This window comes from Streptomyces sp. NPDC093795 (genome assembly GCF_044764665.1).
Lineage (GTDB): Bacteria > Actinomycetota > Actinomycetes > Streptomycetales > Streptomycetaceae > Streptomyces.
On record NZ_JBIWIO010000009.1, the window covers coordinates 117,273 to 142,590 of the forward strand.

General features: G+C 71.5%; 20 protein-coding genes and 1 tRNA gene. 13 read left to right on the forward strand and 8 right to left on the reverse strand.

Annotated elements, in window-relative coordinates; all coding sequences use genetic code 11:
- Positions 1-170: 170 nt before the first annotated feature.
- Positions 171-2,645 (forward strand): FG-GAP repeat domain-containing protein, encoded by a 2,475-nt coding sequence (locus ACIRB7_RS23835; protein ID WP_403602118.1) that lies wholly within the window; start codon positions 171-173, stop codon positions 2,643-2,645.
- 122 nt (positions 2,646-2,767) lie between these two features.
- Here ACIRB7_RS23835 and ACIRB7_RS23840 read toward each other — a convergent pair whose 3' ends face one another.
- On the reverse strand, positions 2,768-4,084 hold the full coding sequence (locus ACIRB7_RS23840; protein ID WP_403602121.1) for a sensor histidine kinase: 1,317 nt from the start codon (positions 4,082-4,084) through the stop codon (positions 2,768-2,770).
- 112 nt (positions 4,085-4,196) lie between these two features.
- Between ACIRB7_RS23840 and ACIRB7_RS23845 the strand changes: the two genes are divergently transcribed.
- The 7 genes from ACIRB7_RS23845 (at position 4,197) to ACIRB7_RS23875 (ending at position 9,884) form a co-directional block, all read left to right on the forward strand.
- Positions 4,197-4,271: transfer RNA gene (locus tag ACIRB7_RS23845), tRNA-Gln, on the forward strand.
- A 106-nt stretch (positions 4,272-4,377) separates the two neighbouring features.
- Positions 4,378-5,823, forward strand: a complete 1,446-nt coding sequence (gene glmU, locus ACIRB7_RS23850) for a bifunctional UDP-N-acetylglucosamine diphosphorylase/glucosamine-1-phosphate N-acetyltransferase GlmU (RefSeq protein ID WP_403602123.1) — start codon at positions 4,378-4,380, stop codon at positions 5,821-5,823.
- Positions 5,824-5,944: 121 nt separating this feature from the next.
- The gene (locus tag ACIRB7_RS23855; protein WP_056649212.1) at positions 5,945-6,919 is read left to right on the forward strand and encodes a ribose-phosphate diphosphokinase; all 975 of its coding nucleotides are present in this window, start codon (positions 5,945-5,947) and stop codon (positions 6,917-6,919) included.
- 254 nt (positions 6,920-7,173) lie between these two features.
- Entirely contained in the window at positions 7,174-7,761 is a 588-nt protein-coding gene (locus tag ACIRB7_RS23860) for a 50S ribosomal protein L25/general stress protein Ctc (protein WP_403602126.1), read from the forward strand.
- A gap of 109 nt (positions 7,762-7,870) precedes the next feature.
- On the forward strand, positions 7,871-8,470 hold the full coding sequence (gene pth / locus ACIRB7_RS23865) for an aminoacyl-tRNA hydrolase (RefSeq protein ID WP_403602129.1): 600 nt from the start codon (positions 7,871-7,873) through the stop codon (positions 8,468-8,470).
- A 42-nt stretch (positions 8,471-8,512) separates the two neighbouring features.
- Positions 8,513-8,956 (forward strand): hypothetical protein, encoded by a 444-nt coding sequence (locus ACIRB7_RS23870; RefSeq protein WP_403602132.1) that lies wholly within the window; start codon positions 8,513-8,515, stop codon positions 8,954-8,956.
- A gap of 124 nt (positions 8,957-9,080) precedes the next feature.
- Complete coding sequence (locus ACIRB7_RS23875) at positions 9,081-9,884, forward strand: LPXTG cell wall anchor domain-containing protein (protein ID WP_403602135.1); 804 nt, start codon at positions 9,081-9,083, stop codon at positions 9,882-9,884.
- Between the two features lie 73 nt (positions 9,885-9,957).
- Here ACIRB7_RS23875 and ppc read toward each other — a convergent pair whose 3' ends face one another.
- Positions 9,958-12,687, reverse strand: a complete 2,730-nt coding sequence (gene ppc, locus ACIRB7_RS23880; RefSeq protein WP_403602138.1) for a phosphoenolpyruvate carboxylase — start codon at positions 12,685-12,687, stop codon at positions 9,958-9,960.
- Positions 12,688-12,946: 259 nt separating this feature from the next.
- Here ppc and ACIRB7_RS23885 point away from each other — a divergent pair, with 259 nt between their 5' ends.
- The 4 genes from ACIRB7_RS23885 to ACIRB7_RS23900 all read left to right on the forward strand — a co-directional run bounded on the left by ACIRB7_RS23885 (position 12,947) and on the right by ACIRB7_RS23900 (position 18,543).
- Entirely contained in the window at positions 12,947-13,948 is a 1,002-nt protein-coding gene (locus tag ACIRB7_RS23885) for an acyl-CoA desaturase (RefSeq protein ID WP_403602141.1), read from the forward strand.
- Complete coding sequence (locus ACIRB7_RS23890; RefSeq protein WP_403602144.1) at positions 13,948-14,631, forward strand: TetR/AcrR family transcriptional regulator; 684 nt, start codon at positions 13,948-13,950, stop codon at positions 14,629-14,631. The genes ACIRB7_RS23885 and ACIRB7_RS23890 overlap by 1 nt, the downstream gene beginning before the upstream one ends.
- A 241-nt stretch (positions 14,632-14,872) precedes the next feature.
- Positions 14,873-16,588: an FG-GAP-like repeat-containing protein gene (locus ACIRB7_RS23895; protein WP_403602147.1), complete on the forward strand. Its 1,716-nt coding sequence runs from the start codon at positions 14,873-14,875 to the stop codon at positions 16,586-16,588.
- A 275-nt stretch (positions 16,589-16,863) separates the two neighbouring features.
- Entirely contained in the window at positions 16,864-18,543 is a 1,680-nt protein-coding gene (locus ACIRB7_RS23900) for an FG-GAP repeat domain-containing protein (RefSeq protein WP_403602150.1), read from the forward strand.
- Between the two features lie 58 nt (positions 18,544-18,601).
- Here ACIRB7_RS23900 and ACIRB7_RS23905 read toward each other — a convergent pair whose 3' ends face one another.
- Complete coding sequence (locus ACIRB7_RS23905; protein WP_403602153.1) at positions 18,602-19,435, reverse strand: trans-aconitate 2-methyltransferase; 834 nt, start codon at positions 19,433-19,435, stop codon at positions 18,602-18,604.
- A 162-nt stretch (positions 19,436-19,597) separates the two neighbouring features.
- Between ACIRB7_RS23905 and ACIRB7_RS23910 the strand changes: the two genes are divergently transcribed.
- On the forward strand, positions 19,598-20,095 hold the full coding sequence (locus ACIRB7_RS23910; protein WP_351219545.1) for a MarR family transcriptional regulator: 498 nt from the start codon (positions 19,598-19,600) through the stop codon (positions 20,093-20,095).
- On the opposite strand, the gene ACIRB7_RS23915 is transcribed toward ACIRB7_RS23910, so the two are convergent.
- From ACIRB7_RS23915 to ACIRB7_RS23935, 5 genes are all read right to left on the reverse strand, one after another.
- Positions 20,054-20,875 carry a LuxR C-terminal-related transcriptional regulator gene (locus tag ACIRB7_RS23915; RefSeq protein WP_403602157.1) on the reverse strand — a complete coding sequence of 274 codons (822 nt, stop codon included), beginning with the start codon at positions 20,873-20,875 and terminating at the stop codon, positions 20,054-20,056. The two genes, ACIRB7_RS23910 and ACIRB7_RS23915, sit on opposite strands and share 42 nt — an antisense overlap.
- A 240-nt stretch (positions 20,876-21,115) precedes the next feature.
- Complete coding sequence (gene galK / locus ACIRB7_RS23920) at positions 21,116-22,255, reverse strand: galactokinase (RefSeq protein WP_403602726.1); 1,140 nt, start codon at positions 22,253-22,255, stop codon at positions 21,116-21,118.
- Between the two features lie 5 nt (positions 22,256-22,260).
- Positions 22,261-23,256, reverse strand: coding sequence for a UDP-glucose 4-epimerase GalE (gene galE / locus ACIRB7_RS23925; protein WP_403602160.1), 996 nt, complete (start codon positions 23,254-23,256; stop codon positions 22,261-22,263).
- Positions 23,253-24,296 (reverse strand): galactose-1-phosphate uridylyltransferase, encoded by a 1,044-nt coding sequence (gene galT / locus ACIRB7_RS23930; protein WP_403602163.1) that lies wholly within the window; start codon positions 24,294-24,296, stop codon positions 23,253-23,255. The genes galE and galT overlap by 4 nt, the downstream gene beginning before the upstream one ends.
- A 123-nt stretch (positions 24,297-24,419) precedes the next feature.
- Positions 24,420-25,103 carry a response regulator transcription factor gene (locus ACIRB7_RS23935; RefSeq protein WP_403602728.1) on the reverse strand — a complete coding sequence of 228 codons (684 nt, stop codon included), beginning with the start codon at positions 25,101-25,103 and terminating at the stop codon, positions 24,420-24,422.
- Positions 25,104-25,318 lie beyond the last annotated feature (215 nt).

The following is a 25,318-nucleotide window of genomic DNA, read 5'->3' on the forward strand; positions in this document are numbered from 1 at the left end:
GGGCGCCCGGACCGCTGCGTCATGGCACCGGCAGCGGTACGTCAGGTCCGCGTCAGAGCGGTGGGGCACGCTGGCTCAGCCATGCCTCGTCGAGAGCCCCAGCGAGTTCCGCTCTGAAACGGATGTGATCGGTGTTGCCCAGAACATCACGAACGACGAGACGAAGCAGGATGGTCGCTTCCTGTGCCGCCCTCGCCGTGGCCGTGACGACGCTCGGTTACGCCGCGGCGGCGGCCGAGCCCGACAAGGCCCCGCCCGAAGGCGTCAACGTCTCCCCGCTGGCGAAGGCGAGGGCGTCCGGCAAGCCGGTGGAGGTGGTGGAGAACCGCACGGAGACATCCGAGACGTATGCGAATCCCTCCGGCACGCTGACGGTCACGCAGCACATGACGCCGGTGCGGGTGAAGCAGGGCGGCACGTGGGTGCCCGTGGACACGGCCCTGGTGTCCCGTGACGGGCGCGTGGTGCCGAAGGCCGCGGCCGCCGGCCTTGAGCTCTCCGACGGCGGGGCCGGACCGATGGTGCGGCTCAACGACGACCGGCACGTGCTGGAGATGAGCTGGCCCGGTGACTTGCCGGAGCCGAAGCTCGCGGGCCCGGTGGCGACGTACGCGGAGGTGCTGCCGGGGGTCGATCTCCAGGTCACGGCGGAGGCGGCAGGCTTTTCGCAGGTGCTCGTGGTCAAGGACGCCAAGGCGGCGAAGAACCCGAAGCTGAAGAAGGTCGCGTTCGGGCTGAAGGCGGACGGCCTGAAGGTCACCGGTGACGGCCGGCAGGGTCTGAAGGCGGTGGACGCCAAGGGGCGTACGGTCTTCTCCGGCCCTACGCCGCGGATGTGGGACAGCGCGAAGGGGTCGAAGAAGGAAGCGGTCATGGGGACCGAGGTCACCGCCGGCGGCCTCGCCGTGGTCCCTGACCAGAAGCTGCTCACGGACGCGGACACCACCTACCCGGTGTACGTCGACCCCTCGTTCAGCAAGCAGCCGTCGGCCTGGAGCCAGCTGAACTCCTACTGGCCCACCCAGTCCGGCTGGATGTACGGGCACGAGCTCCAGATCGGTCAGTACCAGATCGGCGCCTCCTATCCGCGCCAGCGCGCCTTCTTCCAGATGGACGTGCCGTACCTCGCGGGCCGTCAGGTACTGAAGGCCTCCCTGACCCTCAAGGACATGTCCTGGTACACGGGGGACTGCGCGGCCTCGACGGTGGAGCTGTGGCACACCGGACGCGCCACACCGGCGACCACGTGGAACAACCAGGCGGCGTGGAAGACGAAACTCGCCTCGGCCGCCTGCCCGGCCGGAACGCTCACCTTCAACGCCCTGGGCGCGGTGCAGGCGGCCGCCCTCGCCGGCACCACCATCGTGGACCTGGGGCTGCGGGGCTCGGCCGCCGCCGAGACGCCGCCGACACAGACCGTCAGAAGGTTCGAGGTGGCCACGGCGAGCCTCACGGTCGAGATCGCGTACAACGGGGAGTGCTTCCTGCGCGACCAGGTGGCGTACGAGGACCCCGACGGCAACGCCTTCCACACCGAGATGAGCTGCGAGACGCAGGCGTCGGACGTCCGCATCGAGCCGTTCGCCGGCTCACAGGTCACCGGCCACCTCCTGGCGGGGCCGCACGGCTTCGTGTGCTGGCGCAGCGGTGACATGAACGGCGCGGGGAACCGCATCTGGTACTACGTCAAGGGCGACACATCCAGCGGCTGGTCGAACTGGCGGGGCTGGGGCTACGTACCGGCCGACAAGATCACCGGGGCCGGTTCCGTGCCCTTCCCCGGCCTGCCCGCCTGCAACGTGCACAACGTCACGCCGGGCCTCGTCGCACCGCAGGACTTCAACTCCGACGGCGTCACCGATGTCGTCTCCCTCCAGAGCGACGGCAACCTCGCCCTCCATCCGGGCAACGGCAACGGCACCCTGGCGAACAAGCGGCTCATCTGGTCGGACGGCCGGGGCAACGGCTACAAGCAGGTCTTCCCCGCCGACTTCAACACCGACGGCAGGGGCGATGTCGCCGCCGTCGACGCCGACAACCGCATCTGGTGGTGGACCGGCAACGGTGACGGCGGAGTCACCGGCCCGGCGCTGCCGCTGACCGATGACGTCAACCACGCCCAGGGCGTGTTCGCGGAGGGCTACCCGCCACGCTGCCGGGACTTCACCTCCACCGACGTCAACGGCGACGGCAAGGGTGACATCCTCGCCTCCTGCGGAATCCAGGAGCTCGACCCCGAGACCGATGTCCTGTGGTGGTGGCGGGGGAACGGCGACGGCGAATACCGCCCCGGGGCGTACATGACCGCAAACGCCTTCGCGGGGAGCGTGATCACGCTGGACTCCAACGGCGACGGCCGGATGGAAGTGGCGCAGCACGTACCTGACGGGCGGCTCGTGATCCAGCCCGGGTACGGCGACGGCCACTGGGACTACGGCACCGTGCAGACCTGGCCCGCCGCCGGTTTCGGCCCGGTGAGCAAGGTCTTCGCCGGCGACTTCAACGGCGACCGGCGGGGCGACCTCGCCGGCGTCGACGCGAGCGGCTCCCTGTGGTGGTGGGCGGGCAACGGCACCGGCGCCTTCGCCGCTCCGTCGAAGATGTCGGCCGCGACGGACTGGGGGAGCGTGAAGGACCTCATGTGAGAGCGGCGAGTTCCCGCTCCGAGGTGCGCACCACACCGGTCGCCCCCTGCCCGCCGGACCTGCCCCAGGGCGTGTCCGGCGGGTCAGGGCCGCGACCCCGGCCATGATCCGCCGGACACGCCCTAAGCCCCGGCGGGCAGCACCGCCGACACCCTGAACCCGCCGGCGTCGGTCGCCCCGGAGACGAAGACGCCCCCGAGCCGCAGCACCCGCTCCCGCATCCCCACCAGGCCGTTCCCGCCACTCGGCAGCCGTACGTCCGCCACACCGGCGTCCGTAGGACAGGGACCGTTCTCCACCTGCATCGCGACCTCGGCCTCCCGGTGCGCCAGACGCACCACGACCTTCGCGCCCGCCGCGTGCTTGTGGACGTTGGTCAGCGCCTCCTGCACCACCCGGTACGCCGTCCGCTCCACCTCCGGCGGATACGCGCGCACCTCACCGATCACCACGAACTCCACCACCGTCCCCGCGAGCCGCGACTGCTCGCACAGCGCCTCCAGGGCGTCCAGACACGGCCCGTCCTCCGCGGCGGCCTGGGCGGCGGCGGCCGCGGCCCGCCCCACAGCCGCCAGCGGCACCGGCGCGGGCGCCACCGGAGCCGCCCCCTCCCGGAGCACCCCCAGCATCTCCCGCAGCTCCGTCAAGGCCTGCCGCCCCATGTCCCCCACCAGCGCCGCGTTCCTCACGGCCTTCTGCGGATCCTTCAACGCCACCGCCTGCAACGCCGCCGCGTGCACGACCATCAACGACACCCGGTGCGCCACCACGTCGTGCATCTCCCGCGCGATCCGCGTCCGCTCCTCCTGCCGTGCCCACTGCGCCCGCTGCTCCGCCCGGTCCGCGAGCAGCGACAGCTCCTGCTCCAGGCTGTCGGCCCGCTCCCGGAGGCTCTCCATGAGCCGGCGCCGCGCCCCTATGTAGAGGCCGAAGAGCAGCGGCGGGGCGTTGAGCCCGAGCGTCACGAGGAGCGAGACGACCGGCACGTACCAGCCACTCGGGTCGATCTCCTGCGGGCCGTCGTCGACCTGGGCGACGTCCTGCCGCATCCGCACCACGGTCACGACGAACACGGCGACCGTCGACATCCCGGCGAGTACGGCGGTGATCCGGCGCGGCACCTCGGATGCGGCGAGCGAGTACAGCCCGACGATCCCCATGAGGAAGCCCATCTCGGCGGGCGCCACGGCGATCGACACGAGCACGACCCCGATGGGCCACCGCCGCCGCACGACGAGCACGGCCCCGACGACAAGCCCGAACAGCACCCCCACTGGCACGGGCAGCGCGGCCTTCTCGGCGAACCCGATGCCCTCGAACGCACACTCCAGTGCGGACACGAGCCCCAGCCCGACATCGAGAACGACACTCCGCCGTCTCCCCCACCACCACCAACTCCCGGCGCCCCCAGCGCCCCGATCTGCCCCCGTTGTGGTCATGCCTCCCACCCTACGGGCGGCTGTACCGTCGCATGGAAGGCTCCTGGTACGGCATAGTGGAGGCGGCCGGGGCATGGGACTGATGAAATGTCCGTTTCAGCCCTATGAACTATCCCCTGTGGTGTAATTGGCAGCACTGAGGCTTTTGGTGCCTTATGTCCGGGTTCGAGTCCTGGCGGGGGAGCCATGCGACACGGGTCCTGACCGTCACGGTCGGGACCCGCACTCATGTCCGCCCCCTGGCCCCCCGGTATCCTTCGTGCGTCCACCACCCAAAGCCGAAGGGCATTCCCGTGAGCGCCAATCTCCCGGCAGCCGTCGTCGTCCTCGCAGCGGGTGAGGGCACCCGTATGAAGTCGAAGACTCCCAAGGTCCTGCACGAGATCGCCGGACGGTCGCTCGTCGGGCATGTCGTGTCCGCCGCCCGGGAGTTGGAGCCCGAGCACCTCGTCGTGGTCGTCGGGCACGCCCGGGAGCAGGTGAAGGGGCACCTGGAGGAGCACTACGCCGGGACCCGGACCGCCGTCCAGGAAGAGCAGAACGGCACCGGGCACGCGGTGCGGATGGCTCTGGAGGAGCTCGGGCGGGCGCCCGAGGGGACCGTGGTCGTGGTCTGCGGCGACACCCCGCTGCTGTCCGGTGCGACCCTGCGCGCCCTCGCCGACACCCATGCCGCCGACGGCAACGCCGTCACCGTGCTGAGCGCCGAGGTGCCGGACTCCACCGGTTACGGCCGGATCGTGCGGGACGCCTCCGGCGCCGTCACCGAGATCGTCGAGCACAAGGACGCGTCGGACGAGCAGCGGGCCATCCGTGAGATCAACTCCGGCGTCTTCGCCTTCGACGGGCAGCTGCTCGCGGACGCCCTCGGCAAGGTCCGGACGGACAACAGCCAGGGCGAGGAGTACCTCACCGACGTGCTGAGCATTCTGCGTGAGGCCGGGCACCGCGTCGGCGCCTCCGTCGCCGGCGACCACCGCGAGATCCTCGGCATCAACAACCGCGTCCAGCTCGCCGAGGCCCGCGCCCTCCTGAACCAGCGGCTGATCGAGCGGGCGATGCTCGCCGGTGTCACGGTCGTCGACCCGGCGTCGGTGTTCGTCGACGTGACGGTGACCTTCGAGCCGGACGCGGTGATCCTGCCGGGTACGCAGCTGCTCGGCGCCACCCACATCGGCGAGGACGCCGAGGTCGGCCCGAACACCCGCCTGAAGGACACCACCGTCGGCAAGGGCGCCCGCGTGGACAACACCGTCGCGGACTCCGCCGTCATCGGCGACAGCGCCTCCGTCGGCCCGTTCGCGTACCTCCGCCCCGGGACGAACCTCGGCCGGAAGTCCAAGGCCGGTACGTACGTCGAGATGAAGAACGCGACGGTCGGCGAGGGCACCAAGGTCCCCCACCTGTCGTACGTGGGCGACGCCACGATCGGCGAGTACACGAACATCGGCGCCGCGAGCGTCTTCGTGAACTACGACGGCGAGGCGAAGCACCACACCACGATCGGCTCCCACTGCCGGACCGGCTCGGACAACATGTTTGTGGCTCCCATCACGATCGGGGACGGCGCCTACACCGCCGCCGGGTCCGTGATCACGAAGGACGTGCCGGCGGGCTCGCTCGCCGTCGCCCGGGGCCAGCAGCGGAATATCGAGGGTTGGGTGGCCAGGAAGCGTCCCGGCAGCGCTGCCGCGCAGGCCGCTCAGGCCGCCGCTGGGGAGTCCGCCGGCGAAAGCTGACCGGAAACAGGTGCGTCGAACTCGGCGTACCGTGATACGTGCACACAAATTCGGCTGGCTCGCACACGCGCACGACAGCTCGTGATTCGCGACCAGACAACACGTCTGAGGAGACAGTGCTGTGACCGGGATCAAGACGACCGGCGAGAAGAAGCTGATGCTCTTCTCCGGCCGCGCCCACCCCGAGCTGGCCGAGGAGGTCGCGCACCAGCTGGGTGTCGGCCTCGTTCCGACCAAGGCGTTCGACTTCGCCAACGGTGAGATCTACGTCCGCTTCCAGGAGTCGGCCCGCGGCGCGGACTGCTTCCTGATCCAGAGCCACACGGCTCCGATCAACAAGTGGATCATGGAGCAGCTGATCATGGTCGATGCCCTGAAGCGGGCCTCGGCCCGCAGCATCACCGTGATCATCCCGTCGTACGGCTACGCCCGTCAGGACAAGAAGCACCGCGGCCGTGAGCCGATCTCGGCGCGTCTGGTGGCGGACCTGCTCGAGACCGCCGGTGCGGACCGCATCCTGACGGTCGACCTGCACACCGACCAGATCCAGGGCTTCTTCGACGGCCCGGTGGACCACCTGTCGGCGCTGCCGGTGCTCGCGGACTACGTGGGCGCGAAGGTCGACCGCGCGAAGCTGACGATCGTCTCCCCGGACGCCGGACGCGTGCGGGTCGCCGACCGCTGGTGCGACCGGCTGGACGCGCCGCTCGCGATCGTGCACAAGCGCCGTGACAAGGACGTCGCCAACCAGGTCACCGTGCACGAGGTCGTCGGTGACGTGAAGGGCCGCGTCTGTGTCCTGGTGGACGACATGGTCGACACCGGTGGCACGATCTGCGCCGCCGCCGACGCGCTCTTCGCGCACGGCGCGGAGGACGTCATCGTGACGGCCACGCACGGCATCCTGTCGGGTCCGGCGGCGGACCGGCTCAAGAACTCGAAGGTGAGCGAGTTCGTGTTCACGGACACGCTGCCGGTGCCGGGTGCCCTCGAACTGGACAAGATCACGGTGCTCTCGATCGCGCCGACGATCGCGCGCGCGGTGCGCGAGGTGTTCGAGGACGGTTCGGTGACGAGCCTCTTCGAGGAGCACTGAGCCACGGCGACAAGCTGAGACACGAGGGCCGTTTCCCCGTTCGGGGGAGCGGCCCTCCGTCGTGTTTCGGTGATCGAATTGGGTGGTAGGGGGGCGGGCCGGTAGACTGCCGTAGTTGCTCGGCGAGGGAGGCCGTACCCGTACGCGTGTACAGGGTCACGGCGGTCCGTTATCGACGCGCTCTTCGTAGCAGGCCATCGCCAGTCGTGGCCGGGTGACCACTTTTTTCGTCACCTTTCTACGAGGAGTGCACCATGTCCGAGGTCAAGCTCGCCGCTGCCGTCCGTACCGAGTTCGGCAAGGGCGCCGCCCGCGCGATCCGCCGTGCCGCCCAGGTCCCCGCCGTCGTCTACGGCCACGGCGCTGAGCCGGCCCACATCACCCTCCCGGCCCACGACCTGGCCCTGGCCCTGCGTACGCCGAACGTCCTGCTGTCCCTGGACGTCGACGGCAAGAACGAGCTGGCGATCCCGAAGGCCGTCCAGCGTGACGCCATCAAGGGCTTCCTGGTCCACGTCGACCTGCTCCTCGTGCGTCGTGGCGAGAAGGTCACGGTCGAGGTCGTCGTCGAGACCGAGGGTGAGCTGGCCCCGGGCAGCTTCCTGGTCGAGAACGTGCTGAACACGCTCTCCGTCGAGACCGAGGCCACGCACATCCCGACCTCCGTCACCGTCTCCATCGCGGGCCTGGAGGCCGGTAACTCCATCCTCGCCAAGGACGTCGAGCTGCCGTCCGGCACCACCCTGGTGACCGACCCCGACGCCGTCGTCATCCAGATCCTGTCCGCGCAGGCCGAGGAGCCGGCCGCCGAGGGTGCCGAGACCGAGGGTGCCGAGGCCTGAGCCTCCGGCTCTGCCTGACAGGCTTCTGCCTGACGTGACGGGGTGACGGGCCGTACGGCCCGTCACCCCGTTTCTCTTGTACGGACGGATACGAGGAGATCTGAGTCACATGACGGACGACGACGCGAACGCCCCCTGGCTGATCGTCGGCCTCGGCAACCCGGGGCCGGAGTACGCGGCCAACCGCCACAACATCGGCTTCATGGTGGTGGATCTGCTCGCCGACCGGATGCGCGGCTCGTTCAAGCGGGCGGGGAAGGCGCAGGCGCAGGTGGTGGAGGGCCGGATGGGTCCTCCGGGGCCGGAGAGCCGCCGGGTGATCCTCGCGAAGCCGATGTCGTACATGAACCTGTCGGGCGGTCCGGTGACGGCGCTGCGCGACTTCTACAAGGTGCCGACGGCGCATGTCGTGGCGGTCCACGACGAGCTGGACATCGACTACGGGGTGCTGCGGCTGAAGATCGGCGGCGGTGACAACGGGCACAACGGTCTGAAGTCGATGACGAAGGCGATGAGCGCCGAGTACCACCGGGTGCGGTGCGGGATCGGGCGTCCGCCGGGCCGGATGCAGGTCGCGGACTTCGTCCTCAAGGACTTCTCGTCGGCGGAGCGCAAGGATCTGGACTGGTTCGTGGACCGGGCGGCGGACGCGGTGGAGTGCCTGGTCGCGGAGGGCCTGGAGCGGGCCCAGTCGGCGTACAACTCGTAGGGCCCCTGGCCCGGAGAACGTACGACTGTACGATCGCGGGTCATGACGCACGTCCGTAACGCCGCCATGGCCCTGGTCGCCCTTCTGCTGCTCGTCGCGGGCGCGTGGGCGTCCTGGGGATCGGCCCAGCACGTCCTGCTCTCCAAGGGGCGGGAGCACGGGACGCTGACGGTGACCGGCTGCGGTGAGGAGACGTGCACCGGCCGGTACGCCCCGGAGGACCCGTCGTCGACGCGCCGGACGCTGACGGTCGCGCGTTCGGTCGCGGCGGAGCAGGGCGCGACGATACCGGTGGTGGTGAAGCCGGGCACGGACGAGGGCGTACGGACGGGCTGGGGCGGTGGTCTGCACGCGTGGCTGCCGCTGGGCGGGGCGCTGTTGCTGGCGGCGCCGCTGATCGGTGGCGGCATGCGGCTGCCGAGGGTCGCGTGGTCGGCGGCGGGGGTGGGCGGGGCGCTGCTCGTGGCGGCGTTCTTCGCGCTCTGAGAGGTTCCGCTTCGGTAGGGCCCGATCGTTATCGGCTCTGGGTTAAGGGTGACTTAAGGCGACGGATAGGCTGCCCTCCTGCCACCCCCCACGGCATCCCTCATCCACAGATGGACGACAGCACATGCGACGTTCCCTCATTCCCGCCGCCGCGCTCGTCGCGGCCATGGCGGGCTCCCTCGTCCTGGCGCCGGTGGCCTCCGCTTCGGAGGGCCCCAAGCCGCTTCCGCTGCACCAGGCCAAGGACCTTCCGCTGACCGCCGAGGAGTTCGGCGGCGACGGCGACTGCCCGCCCGTCCCCAGCGACAAGGACGGCTGGCACTTCGTGCTGCCCGGCAGTGGCAAGGGCGACTCGGCCGTCTTCACCAAGCTGACGGTGGAGTTCGAGCCGGGTGGCACCCAGACCATCACGGTCTTCGGTCCGCCGAGCGCCAAGCACGCGTACGCGATCTCGGAGCCGGGCGCGAAGCTGATCTCGGCCACGGCCGAGGTCACCGGCGAGCTCAAGAAGGACTGGTTCAACCTGTCGCACACCTGCGCGGCGAGCACCACGTCCACGCCGACCGGCACCCCCACCGGCACCCCGTCGGGGACGCCGTCGGGCACCCCGTCCGAGACCACCTCGGGCACGCCGTCGGGCACCCCGTCCGTGACGCCGTCCGAGACCACCTCGGGCACGCCGGGCACGCCGGGCGCGTCCGTGTCCCCGACCGGGACCCCGGGTGCCTCGGAGACCCCCGGTGGGACCGAGTCCCCGTCCGCGACCGCCCCCGCGGCTGAGACCGGTGGTACCGGCGGTACCGGTGGCGACCTGGCCGAGACCGGCTCCAGCGCGCCCGTCGGCGTTCTCGCCGCCGCCGCCCTGGCCCTCGCGGGCGCCGGCGCGTACCTGGTGACCCGCCGCCGCAAGGGCGCCCAGCAGGGCTGACGTACCCCGTCATGACGGTGCCCCCGTGGAGGATCTCCTCCACGGGGGCACCTTCGTATGTCCGCGGCCGGCGTCAGCCGGTGTTGCGGAGGCCCGCCGCCACGCCGTTCACGGTGAGGAGCAGGGCCCGCGCGAGCAGCGGGTCCGGGTCCTCGCCGCGCTCGGCGGCGCCGCGCTGGCGGGCGAGCAGGGCGACCTGGAGGTAGGAGATCGGGTCCAGGTAGGCGTCGCGGATGGAGAACGTCTGCTGGAGGACCGGGTTGGAGTCCAGGAGCTTCTCGCCACCGGTGATCTTGAGGACCTCGGCGACGGTCAGCGCGTGCTCGGCCTCGATGGTGGCGAAGACGTGCTTGAGCTCGTCGGGGACGAGGGTGTCGACGTAGTGGCGGGCGATCCGCAGGTCCGTCTTCGCGAGCGTCATCTCGACGTTGGAGAGGAAGTTGCGGAAGAAGTGCCACTGCTCGTACATCTCGCCGAGCACCGGGTCGAGACCGGCCTCGCGCAGGGCCTTGAGGCCGGAGCCGACGCCGAACCAGCCGGGGACGATCTGCCGGGACTGGGTCCAGCCGAACACCCACGGGATGGCCCGCAGGCCGTCGAGGGAGACGCCCGAGCCGGGGCGGCGGGAGGGCCGCGAGCCCAGGTGCAGGTCGGCGAGCTGGTCGACCGGGGTCGAGGCGAGGAAGTACGTCGGCAGGTCCGGGTCCTCGACGAGCCTGCGGTACGCGGTGTGGGCGGCGTCCGAGACGGTGTCCATGGCCGCGTCCCAGCGGGCGAGGGCCTCGTCGGACTGGCGCGGGGCCGTGTGCAGGGCGGAGGCCTGGAGCGTGGCGGCGACCGTCAGCTCCAGGTTCTCCCGCGCGAGCGACGGGATCAGGTACTTGTCGGAGATGACCTCGCCCTGCTCGGTCACCTTGATCTCGCCCTCCAGGGTGCCCCAGGGCTGGGCGAGGATCGCGTCGTGCGAGGGGCCGCCGCCGCGGCCGACGGTGCCGCCGCGGCCGTGGAAGAGGCGGAGCCGTACCCCGTAGCGGTGGGCGACGTCGCGGAGGCGACGCTGGGCGCGGTGGATCTCCCACTGGGAGGTGGTGATGCCGCCGAACTTCGAGGAGTCCGAGTAGCCGAGCATGACCTCCTGGACGTCGCCGCGGAGCGAGACGAGGCGCCGGTAGGAGGGGTCGGCCAGCATGCCGTCGAGGATGACGTCGGCGGCCTTGAGCTCGTCGGTGGTCTCCAGGAGCGGCACGATGCCGATCTTGGCCCAGCCGCCGTGCAGGTCGATCAGACCGGCCTCGCGGGCGAGGACGGCGGCGGCGAAGACGTCGTCCGCGCCCTGGCACATCGAGATGATGTACGACTCGATGACCTCCGGGCCGAAGCGCTCGAAGGCCTCCTTGACGGTGTGGAAGACGCCGAGGGTCTTCTGCCCGGCCGCGTCGAGCGGGGCGGGCGTCGGCGCGAGCGGCCGCCTCGACCGCAGCTCCTTGGCGAGCAGCTTCTGCCGGTAGTCGCGCGGCATGTCGGCGTACCGCCAGGACTCCTCGCCGAGGCGGTCGAAGAGCTGACCGAGGGCGTGGTGGTGGGCGTCGGCGTGCTCGCGGACGTCCATGGTGGCGAGCTGGAGGCCGAAGGCCGACAGGGTGCGGATGGTGCGTTCCATCCGGCCGTCGGCGAAGAGGCCGCCGCGGTGCTCGCGCAGCGAGGTCTGGATCAGGGTGAGGTCGCGGACGAGTTCGGCGGTGCCGAGGTAGTCGCGGCCGTCCTGGTGGGGGGTGCCGGCGGCGAGGCGCTCACGGGTGTTGACGAGCTTCTGCCGGATGCAGGTGGCCTTGAGCCGGTACGGCTCCTCGGCGTTCAGCCGCTTGTAGCGGGGGCTGATCTCCGGGAGGAGGTCCAGGTCGTACTGGAGGGAGTCCAGGAGCTCCTGGGTTGCCCCGGTGTAGCGGATGGAGTTGGAGAGGAGCCCGCGGAGGTAGTCGACGAGTTCGAGGGCGTCGGTGATGCCGTGCTCGTGCTGGAGGATCAGGACGTCCCTGGTCACCTGCGGGGTGACGTTGGGGTTGCCGTCGCGGTCGCCGCCGATCCAGGTGCCGAAGGTGAGCGGGCGGGTGCCGGAGGGCAGCTCGAAGCCGACGCGCTCCAGCTCGGCGGCGAGGTCCTCCAGGACGTCACCGACGGCGTTGGCGTGCAGCTCGTCGAGGTAGTAGATGGCGTTGCGGGCCTCGTCGGCGGGCTCGGGGCGGACCACCCGGAGCTCGTCGGTCTGCCAGATGAGGTCGATGTTCTCGGCGAGCCGCAGGTCGTGGCGGCGCCGGTCGGCCTCGATGACCGGGGTCTCCAGGAGGGCGGCGATCCGGCGGAGCTTGTTGAGGACGGAGCGGCGGGCCGCTTCGGTGGGGTGCGCGGTGAAGACGGGTCGGACGCTGAGGTTCTTGACCGTCTCGCGGACGTGCTCGGGGTCGCCGTCCTTGAGCATGTCGGCGGTGCGGGCGAGGAGGCCGCCCTCCGCGGCGCGCTTCTCGCGCATCTCGCGGCCGCGGTGGACCTGCTCGGTGACGTTCGCGAGGTGGAAGTAGGTGGAGAAGGCGCGCACCAGCTTCGCGGCCGTCTCGAGTTCGACGCCGCGGAGCAGTTCGGCGGCGGCCTCTCCGTCCTCGCGCGTAAGGCTGCGGACCCGCTCGACGAGGTCGAGGAGCTCGTGGCCCTCCTGGCGGACGAGGGTCTCGCCGAGGAGATCGCCCAGTCGGCGGATGTCGACGCGCAGCTCGGTGCTGGCGGTGGGGGTCTGGTCGGCACTGCTCACAGGTGCGGCTCCTTGCAGTGTTTGAGCACGTCTGGAGGGGTACTGGAGGCTTGCGGACCGCGCTGTCCGACGCCACCAGGATAGGTGTCCGTCTCCCCGGCGGCCGCCGCGCCCCTCTTGTGCCCCTCTTGCCGCGAGCCCCGGCGCTGCCATACTTACGACGCCGTAGGTTACGGAGGCGTAGCCTCGGTCATATATCGCGGTACTTTCTCCTATTTTCCCCCACCCTTACCCTCACCCTCACCCCCAGGGGACACCCATGACCACTAGCCCAGAGGTGACTTCGTCCTCGGAGGCGCCCGATTCGCCCGAGTCGCAGGACGGCGTCACGGCCCTGACCTCCGCCACGCTCGGCGGGGACAGCAAGGGTTCGGTCGAGCAGGTCGCGCTGCTCCTCTTCATCGTGGTGCCGTTCCTGGCGCTGCTCGCCGCGGTGCCGCTGGCCTGGGGCTGGGGGGTGAGCTGGCTGGATATCGGGCTGATGGTGGCGATGTACTACATCGGCTGCCACGGGATCACGATCGGTTTCCACCGCTACTTCACGCACGGTTCGTTCAAGGCGAAGCGGCCGCTGCGGATCGCGCTCGCGCTCATGGGGTCGCTCGCCGTGGAGGGCCCGCTCGTGCGCTGGGTGGCGGACCACCGCAAGCACCACAAGTTCTCGGACGCGGAGGGCGACCCGCACTCGCCGTGGCGCTTCGGGGAGACGCTCCCGGCCCTGATGAAGGGCCTGTGGTGGGCGCACATCGGCTGGATGTTCGACGAGGAGCGGACGCCGCAGCAGAAGTACGCCCCGGACCTGATCAAGGACCCGGCGCTCGTGGCGATCTCGCGCCACTTCCTCTCCTTCACGATCGTGTCCCTGGCGATCCCGCCGCTGGTGGGCGGTCTGGTGACGATGTCGTGGTGGGGCGCGTTCACCGCGTTCTTCTGGGGCTCGCTTGTCCGGGTGGCGCTACTGCACCACGTGACCTGGTCGATCAACTCGATCTGCCACGCGGTCGGCAAGCGTCCCTTCAAGTCGCGTGACCGTTCGGGCAACGTGTGGTGGCTCGCGGTCCTTTCGTGCGGCGAGTCCTGGCACAACCTGCACCACGCGGACCCGACGTCGGCGCGGCACGGGGTGCTGCGCGGCCAGGTCGACTCCAGCGCGCGCCTGATCCGCTGGTTCGAGCAGGCGGGCTGGGCGTACGACGTGCGCTGGCCGGCGAAGGAGCGCATCGAAGCCCGCCGCCAGAGCGCGTCCGCAGACGCGGCATGATGGAAGACGTGGCGATCGACGGCAGGACCAGCGGCACCGGCAGCGGCGAGCAGAAGCCCCGGCGCGGTCGCCGGGTGCGGATGACGGGCGCGGAGCGGCGGGAGCAGCTGCTCGACATCGGCCGCACGCTCTTCGCCGCGAAGGGCTTCGAGGGCACGTCGGTCGAGGAGATCGCGGCGAAGGCCGGGGTCTCCAAGCCGGTGGTGTACGAGCACTTCGGCGGCAAGGAAGGGCTGTACGCGGTCGTGGTCGACCGGGAGATGCGCCAGCTCCTCGAAGGGGTGACGGGCGCGCTGACGGCCGGGCACCCCCGGGAGCTCCTGGAGCAGGCGGCGTTCGCACTGCTCGACTACATCGAGAACTACACGGACGGCTTCCGGATCCTCGTACGGGATTCTCCGGTGGCGCAGTCGACGGGTACGTTCGCGTCGCTGATCAGTGACATCGCCACGCAGGTGGAGGACATCCTGGGCCTGGAGTTCAAGGCCCGCGGCTTCGACCCGAAGCTGGCACCGCTGTACGCGCAGGCCCTGGTGGGCAGTGTGGCGCTGACGGGCCAGTGGTGGCTGGACGTCCGCAAGCCGAAGAAGGCGGAGGTCGCGGCGCATCTGGTGAACCTGGCGTGGCACGGGCTCGACGGGCTCGAGCCGAAGCCACGGTTGATAGGGCACCGCAAGAGCTGACGGTTCACCGCGAGACCGGCAAAACGCCGCGAGAGCTGACGTCACCGCGAGAGCGCAGAGCGCCGCGAGAGCTGACAGGTGACGGAGTGCGGGAACCCGCTCGACTCCCCCCGTCCGCCCAGGAATACACTCCTCCCCACATCCGGGGGGGGTTCGCCCTCCGTACGTGCCCACGGCCGTGCGGAGGCGTCGCTGACCCCCGTTCCGGTCCTGGTTCTGACGTTCCCCAGGGGGGGATCTTTTGCGTTCCGCATTCTTCGGGCGTGCTCGTCGTGTCACCACCTGCACCGCGCTCGCCCTGTCCGTCGGCATGGTCCTGGCGTCACCCGCCACGGCCGACCCGGCACCCCGGCCCGTCGTGGAGCAGCCGCAGAGCGCTGACACGACGACGCCGAAGCTGGACATGTCGCAGCCGGCCGTCGGGACGGGCACGGCCCGCGCCGCCGCGGGGACGGCCGTCGTGCGGGCCCGCTTCGACGTGGACGGAGACGGCAGGACCGATCTGATCCACCGCAAGCAGGACGGCCGGACGTACGTGGCGCCGACCGCCGCGGCGGAGGCCACGAAGTTCGGGCCCGCCGACTCGCTCGTCAAACAGAACCTCGACCTCGTTCCCATCGGCGACCAGAACGGGACGGGCAAGCCCGAGGTGCTCGCGGTCTCCAGGAACGGCGTGCTCCGGCTGTACGCGGAGGCCACCTTGACCTCCGGCTCGCTCACCTGGTCGGGCAACGGCTGGTACATCTACAACAAGGTGTTCTCGCCCGGTGACATCAGCGGTGACGGCAGGGCCGACCTGCTGGCCCGCGATTACAACGGCGATCTCTACTACTACCGGGCGACCGGCGTGACGACGGCGCCCTTCGCCGGCCGTGCGAAGGTCGGCCCCGCGTGGGGCGTCTACGACCAGCTCGTGGGCATCGGTGACAACAGCGGCGACGGCCGCGGTGACGTCGTGGCCCGCACCACGGACGGCCGGCTGTACTTCTACGGCAGCACCGGCGACCCGGCGTCGCCGTTCAAGCCGCGCAAGGAGATCGGCAAGAGCTGGGACGCGTACAACCAGATCGTCGCCCCCGACGACCGCAACGGTGACGGCAAGGCCGATCTGCTCGCCCGTGACCAGACCGGTGCGCTCTGGGCCTACAGCGGTCTCGGCAACGGCTCGTACTCGACGCGGGTGAAGCTCTCCGGCAGCTGGCTCGGCGTGGACCAGTTCGCGGGGGCAGGCAACATCCCCACCGCCGGCAGGAGCGGGTTCCTCGGCCGCGACAGCGCCGGGACGCTCTTCTGGTACGGCGACCAGAACAACGGCAAGCTCACCGCACGCGCGCAGTGGGGCGCCACCGGCGGCTGGGCCGGCGCGAACCTCTCGTACGTCTCCGCCCTGGACGAGGGCGCCTTCGCCGATCTCCTGGAGACCTACCAGGGTCACCTGTACAACGGCGACAGGGACTTCGGTCCCGGCTGGCAGGCGTACAACCTGCTCGTCGGCCCCGGTGACCTGAGCGGCGACGGCAAGGGCGACCTGGTGGCGCGCGACGCGTCGGGCGTCCTGTGGCTGTACCGGGGCTACGGCACGGGCAGCGGCGTGGCGCCGCGGATCCGGATCGGTAGCGGCTGGAACGCGTACAACCGGGTCCTGGGCGCGGGCGACTACACGGGCGACGGCCGTACGGACCTGCTGGCCCGTGACGCCCGCGGCGTCCTGTGGCTGTACCAGGGCACGGGCTCCGAGAAGGCCCCCTTCGCCCGGCGGACGAGCATCGGCACCGGCTGGAACGCGTACAACAAGCTGGCGGCGCCGGGCGACCTCAACGGCGACGGCAAGGCCGACCTGCTCGCGGTGAACGCGGCGGGCGAGCTGTTCCGCTACCTGGGCACGGGCACCGGCTCGGCCATCACGCCCCGCGTGAGGATCGGCTACGGCTACCAGGCCTACACGCAGCTGTTCTAGAGGGTCCTCGGGCGCCCCGCACCGGTTCTGTCGGCGCGGGGCGCCCGTGCGTTCACGGCGTCGCCGGACGAGAGACATGCCCCAGCGGTCAAATAGCTCTGGCGAACGACAGACACGTGGGTAGAATCGCGTTCAACATCCGGGGGGGTGTCCCGACCTTCGAACGAGGTCGTCTCCGCGTGCCCGACGGCGCGCGCTGACGCCGTTCGAGGCTGTGCGAACCCCCTGTTCGGTTCTGCCGAACCTGTGGTCCCTGGGGGGATCTCTTGCTTTTCGTGCACTCCAAGCGCGCTCGCCGCGTCGCCACCTGCACCGCTCTCGCCCTCTCCGCCGGCATGCTCCTCTCGGGTCCGGCGTCCGCCGACTCGCCGGCGCCCCTTCCGAAGATCGAGAAGGAGGCGCCCTCCTTCACCCCGCCGAAGCTGACGCTCCCGACGCAGGGAGCCGCCCGCGCCGACGTGGCCTCGGCCACCGCCGCGCCGCTCTCCGACCTGGACGGCGACGGCTACGAGGACGTCATCTTCCGCGCCACGGAAGGGGACCTCTTCACGGCCACGAGCACCCAGGTCAGCGCCTTCTTCGAGCTCCCTCGCATCGACGACGTCGCGAAGGACATCGTCCCGATCGGCAACCAGGGCGGTGCCACGACCGAACCCGAGGTGCTCGTCCTCTCGGAGAACGGCACGCTGAAGCTGTACCAGGACGCCGCTCCGAGCGGCACCCCGTACGAGTCCGTCGTGGGCAGCGGCTGGCAGACCTACAACAAGGTCGTCTCGCCCGGTGACGTGAACGGCGACGGCCGCGCGGACGTGGTCGCCCGCGCCCACGACGGCAAGCTCTACCTGTACCTGGCGACGGGCAACCTGACCCAGCCGCTCGGCGTGCGGAAGCTGGTCGGCAGCGGCTGGCAGGCCTACGACCAGATCGTCGGCGCCAACGACGTCAACGGCGACGGCCTGGCCGACATGTACGCCCGGGACCCCGGCGGCACGGTGTGGTTCTACGCCGGTACGGGTGACACGACGAACCCGTTCGGCACCCGCAAGTCCGTCGGTGTCGGCTGGGGCCTCTACAACCAGATCCTGCCCGCCGGCAACGGAAACCTGCTGGCCCGGGACAACGCCGGCACGCTCTTCCACTACGCCTCCAACACCGACGGCACCCTGGCCGCGCGCCAGCCGTCGAGTGCGTCGGGCGAGTGGGCGGGCATCACGCAGTTCGCCGGCGCCGGCAGCATCCCGTACACGGGCAAGGAGGGCATCTACGCGACCACGCCCAACGGGGCGCTGTACTGGTACTACAACAGCACCACCGGCAAGCTGGACCCGCGCATGGAGATCCTCGGTGCGGGCGGCCTCGAGGGCCTGAGCCCCATCCACCTGTCCTCGATGAACCCGGACTCCCTCTCCGACATCGCCCTGGTCATGTACGGCGACCTGTACATCGAGGGCAACGAGATCGGCAGCGGCTGGGGCGTCTACAACACCCTCGTCGGCCCCGGCGACCTGACCAATGACGGCAAGGGCGACCTGCTGGCCCGCGACCGCGCCGGCTACCTCTACCTGTACGCGGGCAACGGTGCGGGCACCAAGCTCAGCGGCCGGGTCAAGATCGGCAGCGGCTGGGGCGCGTACAACGCGCTCGCCGGCGCGGGTGACTACACCGGCGACGGCCGCATGGACCTCGTGGCCCGCACGACGGGCGGCGACCTGTACCTGTACGCGGGCACGGGCGTCGCGGCCTCGCCGTTCGCGACCCGTAAGTACGTCGGCTCCGGCTGGAACGCGTACTCCAAGCTGATCGCCCCCGGCGACCTCAACGCCGACGGCAAGGGCGACCTGCTGGGCGTGACCGCGGGCGGCGAGGTGTACCGCTACCTGGGCACCACCCCGGGCAAGTTCTCCGCGCGGTACAGGATCAACACCGGCTTCGGGATCTACAACTCGATCTCGTGACGCTCTGAGGGTCCTCGGGCGCCCCGCACCGGTATTCCGGTGCGGGGCGCCCGTGCGTTCACGGGCGTTTGCGGGCGAGGGCGAAGACGCGGCGGAAGGGGAAGACCGTGCCGTGCGGGCCCGGTGGGTAGGCCTCGCGGAGGAGGGTGCGGTACTGGGCGAGGAAGGCGTCGACCGCCTCCTGGTCGTCGCCCAGGGCGGTCAGGACGGGGCGCAGGGCCGTGCCCTTGACCCAGTCGAGGACGGGGTCCTCGCCCTGGAGCAGTTGGCAGTACGTGGTCTCCCAGACCTCCGTCTCGCAGCCGAGACCGGTGAGGCGGGTGAGGTAGTCGGCGGCGTCGAGGATGTGGACGTAGCGGCGGCCCTGGTCGCCGACCCGGCCGCGCCACTCGGGGGTCTCGCAGAGTTCGCCGAGCAGGGCGTGGCTGGGCGCGGTGAAGTTGCCGGGGACCTGGAAGGCGAGGGTGCCGCCCGGGCGGAGGCCGTCGATCCACGCGGCAAAGGACTCCGGGTGGTTGGGCACCCACTGGAGGGCCGCGTTGGAGACGATGAGGTCGTAGGGCTCGGTGGGGGTCCAGTGGGCGGCGTCGGCGGCCCGGAAGTCGAGCCAGCCGCCGCCCCTCGTGGTGCCGGACCAGTCCTTCTCGGCCCGCTCCAGCATCTCGGGCGAGAGGTCGAAGCCGGTGATGTGGGCGTCGGGCCAGCGGTCGGCGAGGAGGGCCGTCACATTGCCGGGGCCGCAGCCGAGGTCGGCGATCCGGGCGGGCCGGTCGCGGGTGGGCAGGTCCGGTATTCGGGCGAGCAGGTCGAGGAAGGGACGGGTGCGGTGGCCGGCGTGACGGAGGTATTGCTGCGGGTCCCACGTAGGTGCGGCGGATGACACGGAATGCATGTTCGAAGCCCCCTTGCTGGACGGAAAGACCGAAGCGGAACGAGTTCCGGCCGGGTCCCTTCCCCATAGTCCAGCAGAATATATCTCGACATCAAGATACTCGACATCGATAAACTCGAACACAAGAGACTTTATGTCAACAGACCCTCTACACTGATCGTCATGGAGGACGAGGTCGACCGACTGGTCGCAGCATGGCGCCGCGAGCGCCCCGACCTCGACGTGGAACCACTCGAGGTGCTCAGCCGCGTCTCCCGCCTCGCCCGGCACCTCGACCGCGCCCGCCGGCTCGCCTTCTCCGAGCACCAGCTGGAGCCGTGGGAGTTCGACGTCCTCACCTCCCTGCGCCGGGCCGGAGCGCCCTACCAGCTCTCCCCCGGCCAGCTCCTGACGCAGACCCTGGTCACCTCCGGCACCATGACCAACCGCATCGACCGGCTCACCAAGAAGGGCCTCGTCGAGCGGCTCCCCGACCCCAGCGACCGGCGCGGCGTCCTCGTCCGGCTCACCCCGGAAGGCCGCGACCGCGCCGACGAGGCCCTCGCCGGGCTCCTCGCCCAGGAGCGCGCCATCCTGGCCCAGCTCTCCCGCGCCCAGCGCGGCGAACTGGCCGCGCTGCTACGCCGGCTGACCGGGCCGTTCGACAACATCCCGGGCTAGCGGGGCCCCATCCGGCTGCGCCGGGATCTCCCCCAGCCGCGCCGGGGCCTCACCCAGCTGCGCCGGGCCCACGCCCGCCCGGCGGGCCAGCGCCACCGCCGCCAGGGTCGAGTGGACACCCAGCTTCCCCAGCACGTTCTGCATGTGCGTACGGACGGTGTGCGGCGACAGGAAGAGGCGCTCGGCGACCGCCTTGCGGCCGAGGCCCGCGACCATGCAGCGCAGCACCTCCCGCTCGCGCGGGGTCAGCGACTCCACGAGCCGCTCGCTGTCCGTCCGGTGCTTACGGGCCGCCGTCAGCTCCCGCAGGACGCCGGTGAGCAGCGCCGGCGGCAGATGGGTCTCGTCCCGCAGCACGCCCCGGACCACCGCGAGGAGCCGCTGGAGCGAACAGTCCTTCGCGACCCAGCCGGAAGCGCCCGCCTGGAGGGCGAGCGCGGCCCGCCGCGGGTCGTCCTTCTCCGCGAGCACGACGGTACGGACGGCGGGCTGGACCTGGCGCACCCCGGCGACCAGGGAGATCCCGTCGACGGCGCCCTCGGCGTCGTCCGGCACCACCCGGGCCACGGCCGCCCCCGGGGGCCCCGTGCCCAGCTCGGCGTCGACGAGCAGCACGTCGAACCTGCGCCCCTCCGCCGCGCCCCGCTCCAGGCAGCGCAGGGCGGCCGGGCCGCTTCCCGCGGCGGCGACGTCCACGTCGGGCTCCGCCGCGAGCGCGGCGGCCAGCGATTCGGCGAAGACGCGGTGGTCGTCCACCACCAGGACACGGATACGTGCCACGGACACCCCCAAGGGTCGAGGAACGGACCGACGCGGGCACGGCGCCGGGGGCGGGTCGTCGCTCGCGCGGCCGCCGCCGTGCGTGGACAGTTACCCCGCTCCCCCGCGCCGTACCCGACCGGGTATCGCCCCCTGAACAGCACCGGCCCCCACCGGCGCTGCCCCTCAGAGTAGGGGCGGGGCGTCGCGGTGGGGGCCGTTTCGCGGAACTGTCCGAAGTCGTGCGGACCTGGTGGGTGATCAGAGCCGGCGCGCGCCCTCCGCGGGCACGGCGGGGAAGATGCCGGGGGCCGCGTATCCGGCCGCGGCGAAGGCCTTCACGACGGCGGCGGCAACCGCCTCGGCCCGGTCGGTGTCGACGAGGACGAGGGCCGAACCGCCGAAGCCGCCGCCCGTCATCCGGGCACCGAGCGCCCCGGCGGCGTTCGCCGCCTCGACGACGAGGTCCAATTCGGGGCAGGAGACGCGCAGATCGTCCCGGAGCGAGGCGTGCCCCTCGGTGAGGACGGGGCCGACGGCCCGGGTGTCCCCGGCGTCGAGGAGCGCGATGGTCCGCTCCACGCGCGCGTTGTCGGTGACGACGTGCCGGACGTACCGCAGAATCGTCTCGTCGCTCAGCCGTGCGAGGGCTTCGGGGAGTTGCACGGCTGTCACCTCGCGCAGGACCTTCACCCCGAGCGCCCGCGCGCCCGCTTCACAACCGGCGCGCCGCTCGGCGTACGCGCCGTCCCCGAGCGCGTGCTTCACGCGGGTGTCGACGACGAGCAGCCGCAGCCCCTCGCGGGCCAGGTCGAAGGGGACCTGGCGGTACGAGAGGTCCCGGGTGTCCAGATGGAGGGCGTGGCCCTCCACGGCGCAGGCGGAGGCCATCTGGTCCATGACCCCGCAGGGGACGCCGACGAAGGCGTTCTCGGCGCGCTGGGCGAGCCGGGCGAGCTCGGGCCGGGAGAGCCCGAGGCCGAACAGGTCGTTCAGGGCGAGCGCCGTGACGACCTCGAGGGCGGCGGACGAGGAGAGCCCGGCGCCGGTCGGCACGGTCGAGGTGAGGTGGACGTCCGCGCCCGTCACCGGGTGCCCGGCCTCCCGCAGGGCCCAGACCACGCCGGCGGGGTAGGCCGCCCAGCCGCCGCCGGAGAGCGGGTCGAGGGCGTCGACCTCCAGCTGGACGATGCCGCCGTCGATGTCGGCGGAGTGCAGGCGAAGCACGCCGTCGTCGCGGCGGGAGACGGCGGCGACGGTGGTGTGCGGCAGCGCGAGCGGCAGCACGAAGCCGTCGTTGAAGTCGGTGTACTCACCGATGAGGTTGACCCGCCCGGGGGCGGCCCAGACACCGTCGGGGGCGGCGCCGTACAGCGCCTCGAAGTCGGCGGCGACGGTCACAAGACTCACGAGCGCGCTCCTTCCTGCTGCTGCGCGAACGCCCACGCGTCGGCCACGACGGCCGCCAGGTCGGGCCGGGACGGCGTCCAGCCGAGCCGCTCGCGGGCGGCGTCGGCGGAGGCGACGAGGACCGCGGGGTCACCGGCGCGGCGCGGGGCGGTGATCTCCGGGATGGGGTGCCCGGTGACCTCCCGGACGGTCTCGACGACCTCGCGTACGGAGAAGCCGTTGCCGTTGCCCAGGTTGCAGATCAGGTGCTCGCCGGCCGGCACGGCGCCGGCGGTCATCGCGTCGAGCGCCAGGACGTGGGCCTCGGCGAGGTCGGCGACGTGGATGTAGTCGCGGACGCAGGTGCCGTCCGGGGTCGGGTAGTCCTCGCCGTACACGGAGATCGCCTCGCGGCGGCCCAGGGCGACCTGGAGGACGAGCGGGATCAGGTGCGACTCGGGCTCGTGCCGCTCGCCGAGCGAGCCGTACGCCCCGGCCACGTTGAAGTAGCGCAGCGAGACGGCGGCCAGGCCGTGGGCGACGCACTCGGCGCCGATCATGTGGTCGACGGCCAGCTTGCTCGCCCCGTAGGGGCTGGTGGGGGCGGTCACCGCGGACTCGGTGATCGGCACGGTCTCCGGCTCGCCGTAGGTCGCGGCGGTGGAGGAGAAGACCAGCTTGCGGACGCCGGCGGCGCGCGTCGCGGCGAGCAGGGCCAGGGTGCCGCCGACGTTGTTCTCCCAGTACTTCTCGGGCTTGGCGACGGACTCGCCGACCTGGGAGAAGGCGGCGAAGTGCAGGACGCCGTCGTAGGAGCCGTCCAGCCACTTCGCCGCGTCCTGGATGCGGCCCTCGATGAACTCGGCGCCCTCGGGGACGGCTTCGGCGAAGCCGGTGGAGAGGTCGTCGAGGACGGTGACGCGGTGGCCACGCTCCAGGAGGTGGGCGGCGACGACGCTGCCCACGTATCCGGCTCCGCCGGTCACCAGGTACTTCTTCACGGCCTCGGTCACTTGGTCGCCACCTCTCGGAGTCGTCGGGCCGCGTCCTCCGGCGGCACGTCGTTGCTGAACGCGCTCATGCCGGACTCGGTGCCCGCGAGGTACTTCAGCCTGCCGGACGTCCGCCGGACGGTGAAGAGTTCCAGGTGCAGCCCGAACTCCTCGCGGTCCTCGCTCGTGAAGGGCGCCTGGTGCCAGGCGGAGATGTACGGCGTGGGGGGCTCGTCCGGACCGAAGATCCGGTCGAACCGCCTCAAGAGTTCCAGATAGACCTGTGGGAACTCTGTGCGGGCCGCCTCGTCGAGCACCCGCAGGTCGGGCACCCGGCGGACCGGGTAGAGGTGGACCTCGTACGGCCAGTGGGCGGCGTACGGCACGAAGGCGATCCAGTGCTCGGTCTCCAGGACGACGCGCACGGCGTCGGCGCGTTCCCGTGCGACGACGTCGTCGAAGAGGTTGCCTCCGGTGCGGGCCCGGTGCTCGGCGGCCCGGCGCTGCATGAGGGCGGTCCGGGGCGTGGCGAACGGGTAGGCGTAGATCTGCCCGTGGGGGTGGGCGAGGGTGACGCCGATCTCGGCGCCGCGGTTCTCGAAGCAGTACACCTGCTCGACGCCGGGCCGCTCCGCGAGCTCGGTGGTCCGGTCGGTCCACGCGGCGAGCACGAGCGCGGCCCGCTCGGGCGTGAGGTCGGCGAAGGAGGCCTCGTGGTCGGAGGTGAAGCAGACGACCTCGCACCGGCCGGACTCCCCGGCGAGCGTGGGGAAGCGGTTCTCGAAGACGGCGACCTCGTACGCCGGGGCCGGGATCTCGCTCTGTCTGCCGTCGGCGGAGGGGCAGAGCGGGCACTCGCCGGCGGGCGGGTGGTACGTACGCCCCTGCCGGTGCGAGGCGACGGCGACGGAGTCCCCGAGGAGCTCGTCGTACCGCAGCTCGGTGGCGGAGGAGACGGGGTCGAGCGGCCTGCGGTCGACGTCGGCGCGGACGGCGTCGTCGCGCTCGTCGTAGTAGATCAGCTCGCGCCCGTCGGCGAGTTTGGTGACGGTCTTCTTCACGGCGGTGCCCTCCGGGCGGGATCAAACAGAACCACGCACAAGGAATCATATTCCAACAACAGCGTCAACGGCTGAGCACCGGTCCGCCCCCATGGGCACGGACCGGTCTTCATTCACCTCGGCTCAGAAGGGCTTCCGCGGCCGCGGCACCGCGCGGTCCAGCAGCCCCGTACGGGCCGCGAGGGCCGCCGCCTCGAGCCGCGACCCGACGCCCAGCTTCATCAGGACCCGCTGCACATGCGTCCGCGCCGTGCTCGACGCGATCCCCATCCCCGCCGCGATCAGCCGGGTGTCCTCCCCCTCCGCGACCCGGACGAGGACCTCCACCTCCCGCTGGGTGAGCAGCCGCAGCAGCCGCTGCCCCTCGTCGTCCGGCTGCGCCGTGGGATGCAGAAGCTCCGCGAAGGCCGCACGCAGCAGCTGCGGCGCCACCGCCGACTCCCCCGCCCTCGCCTTCACGAGCGCCCGCTCGACGCCCTCGATGCGCTCGTCGTGCCGTACGTAGCCCGAGGCCCCGGCCGCGAACGCCGCCGCGATGCCACGCGGCGACGGCACGGGACCGAGCACCACCACCGCCACCTGCGGCCGCTCCCGCTTGATCCGTACGACCACGTCGAAGGCCCCCGGCTCGGCCGGCGCGGCCGTGCCCAGGAGACAGACCTCCGGCGCCCGGCTCACCACGAGCTCCGCCGCCCCCGCCACCGGCGCGGCCGCCGCGAGCACCCGGTGCCCGCGCAGCTTCAGCGCCGAGGCCAGCGCCTCCGCGAGCAGGCGGTGCTCGTCCACCACCACGAGGCGTACGCCCATCCCGGTCATCCCCCATCCTCCGCGCCCGCCGTCCCCCGGCACGCCTGACCCGGCAAGGTACACGCTCCCCGGCCCGGTATCGCCCGAACCCCGGAGGGGCCGCCGCCCCCGGCCCCGAATTCCCTCTTCACGGTGACGAACTGTCCCTCCGTCACCCGACGAAAAGAAGAGGGCCCCTCCGGTGATCACCGTCGGTGATCACCGGAGGGGCCCTT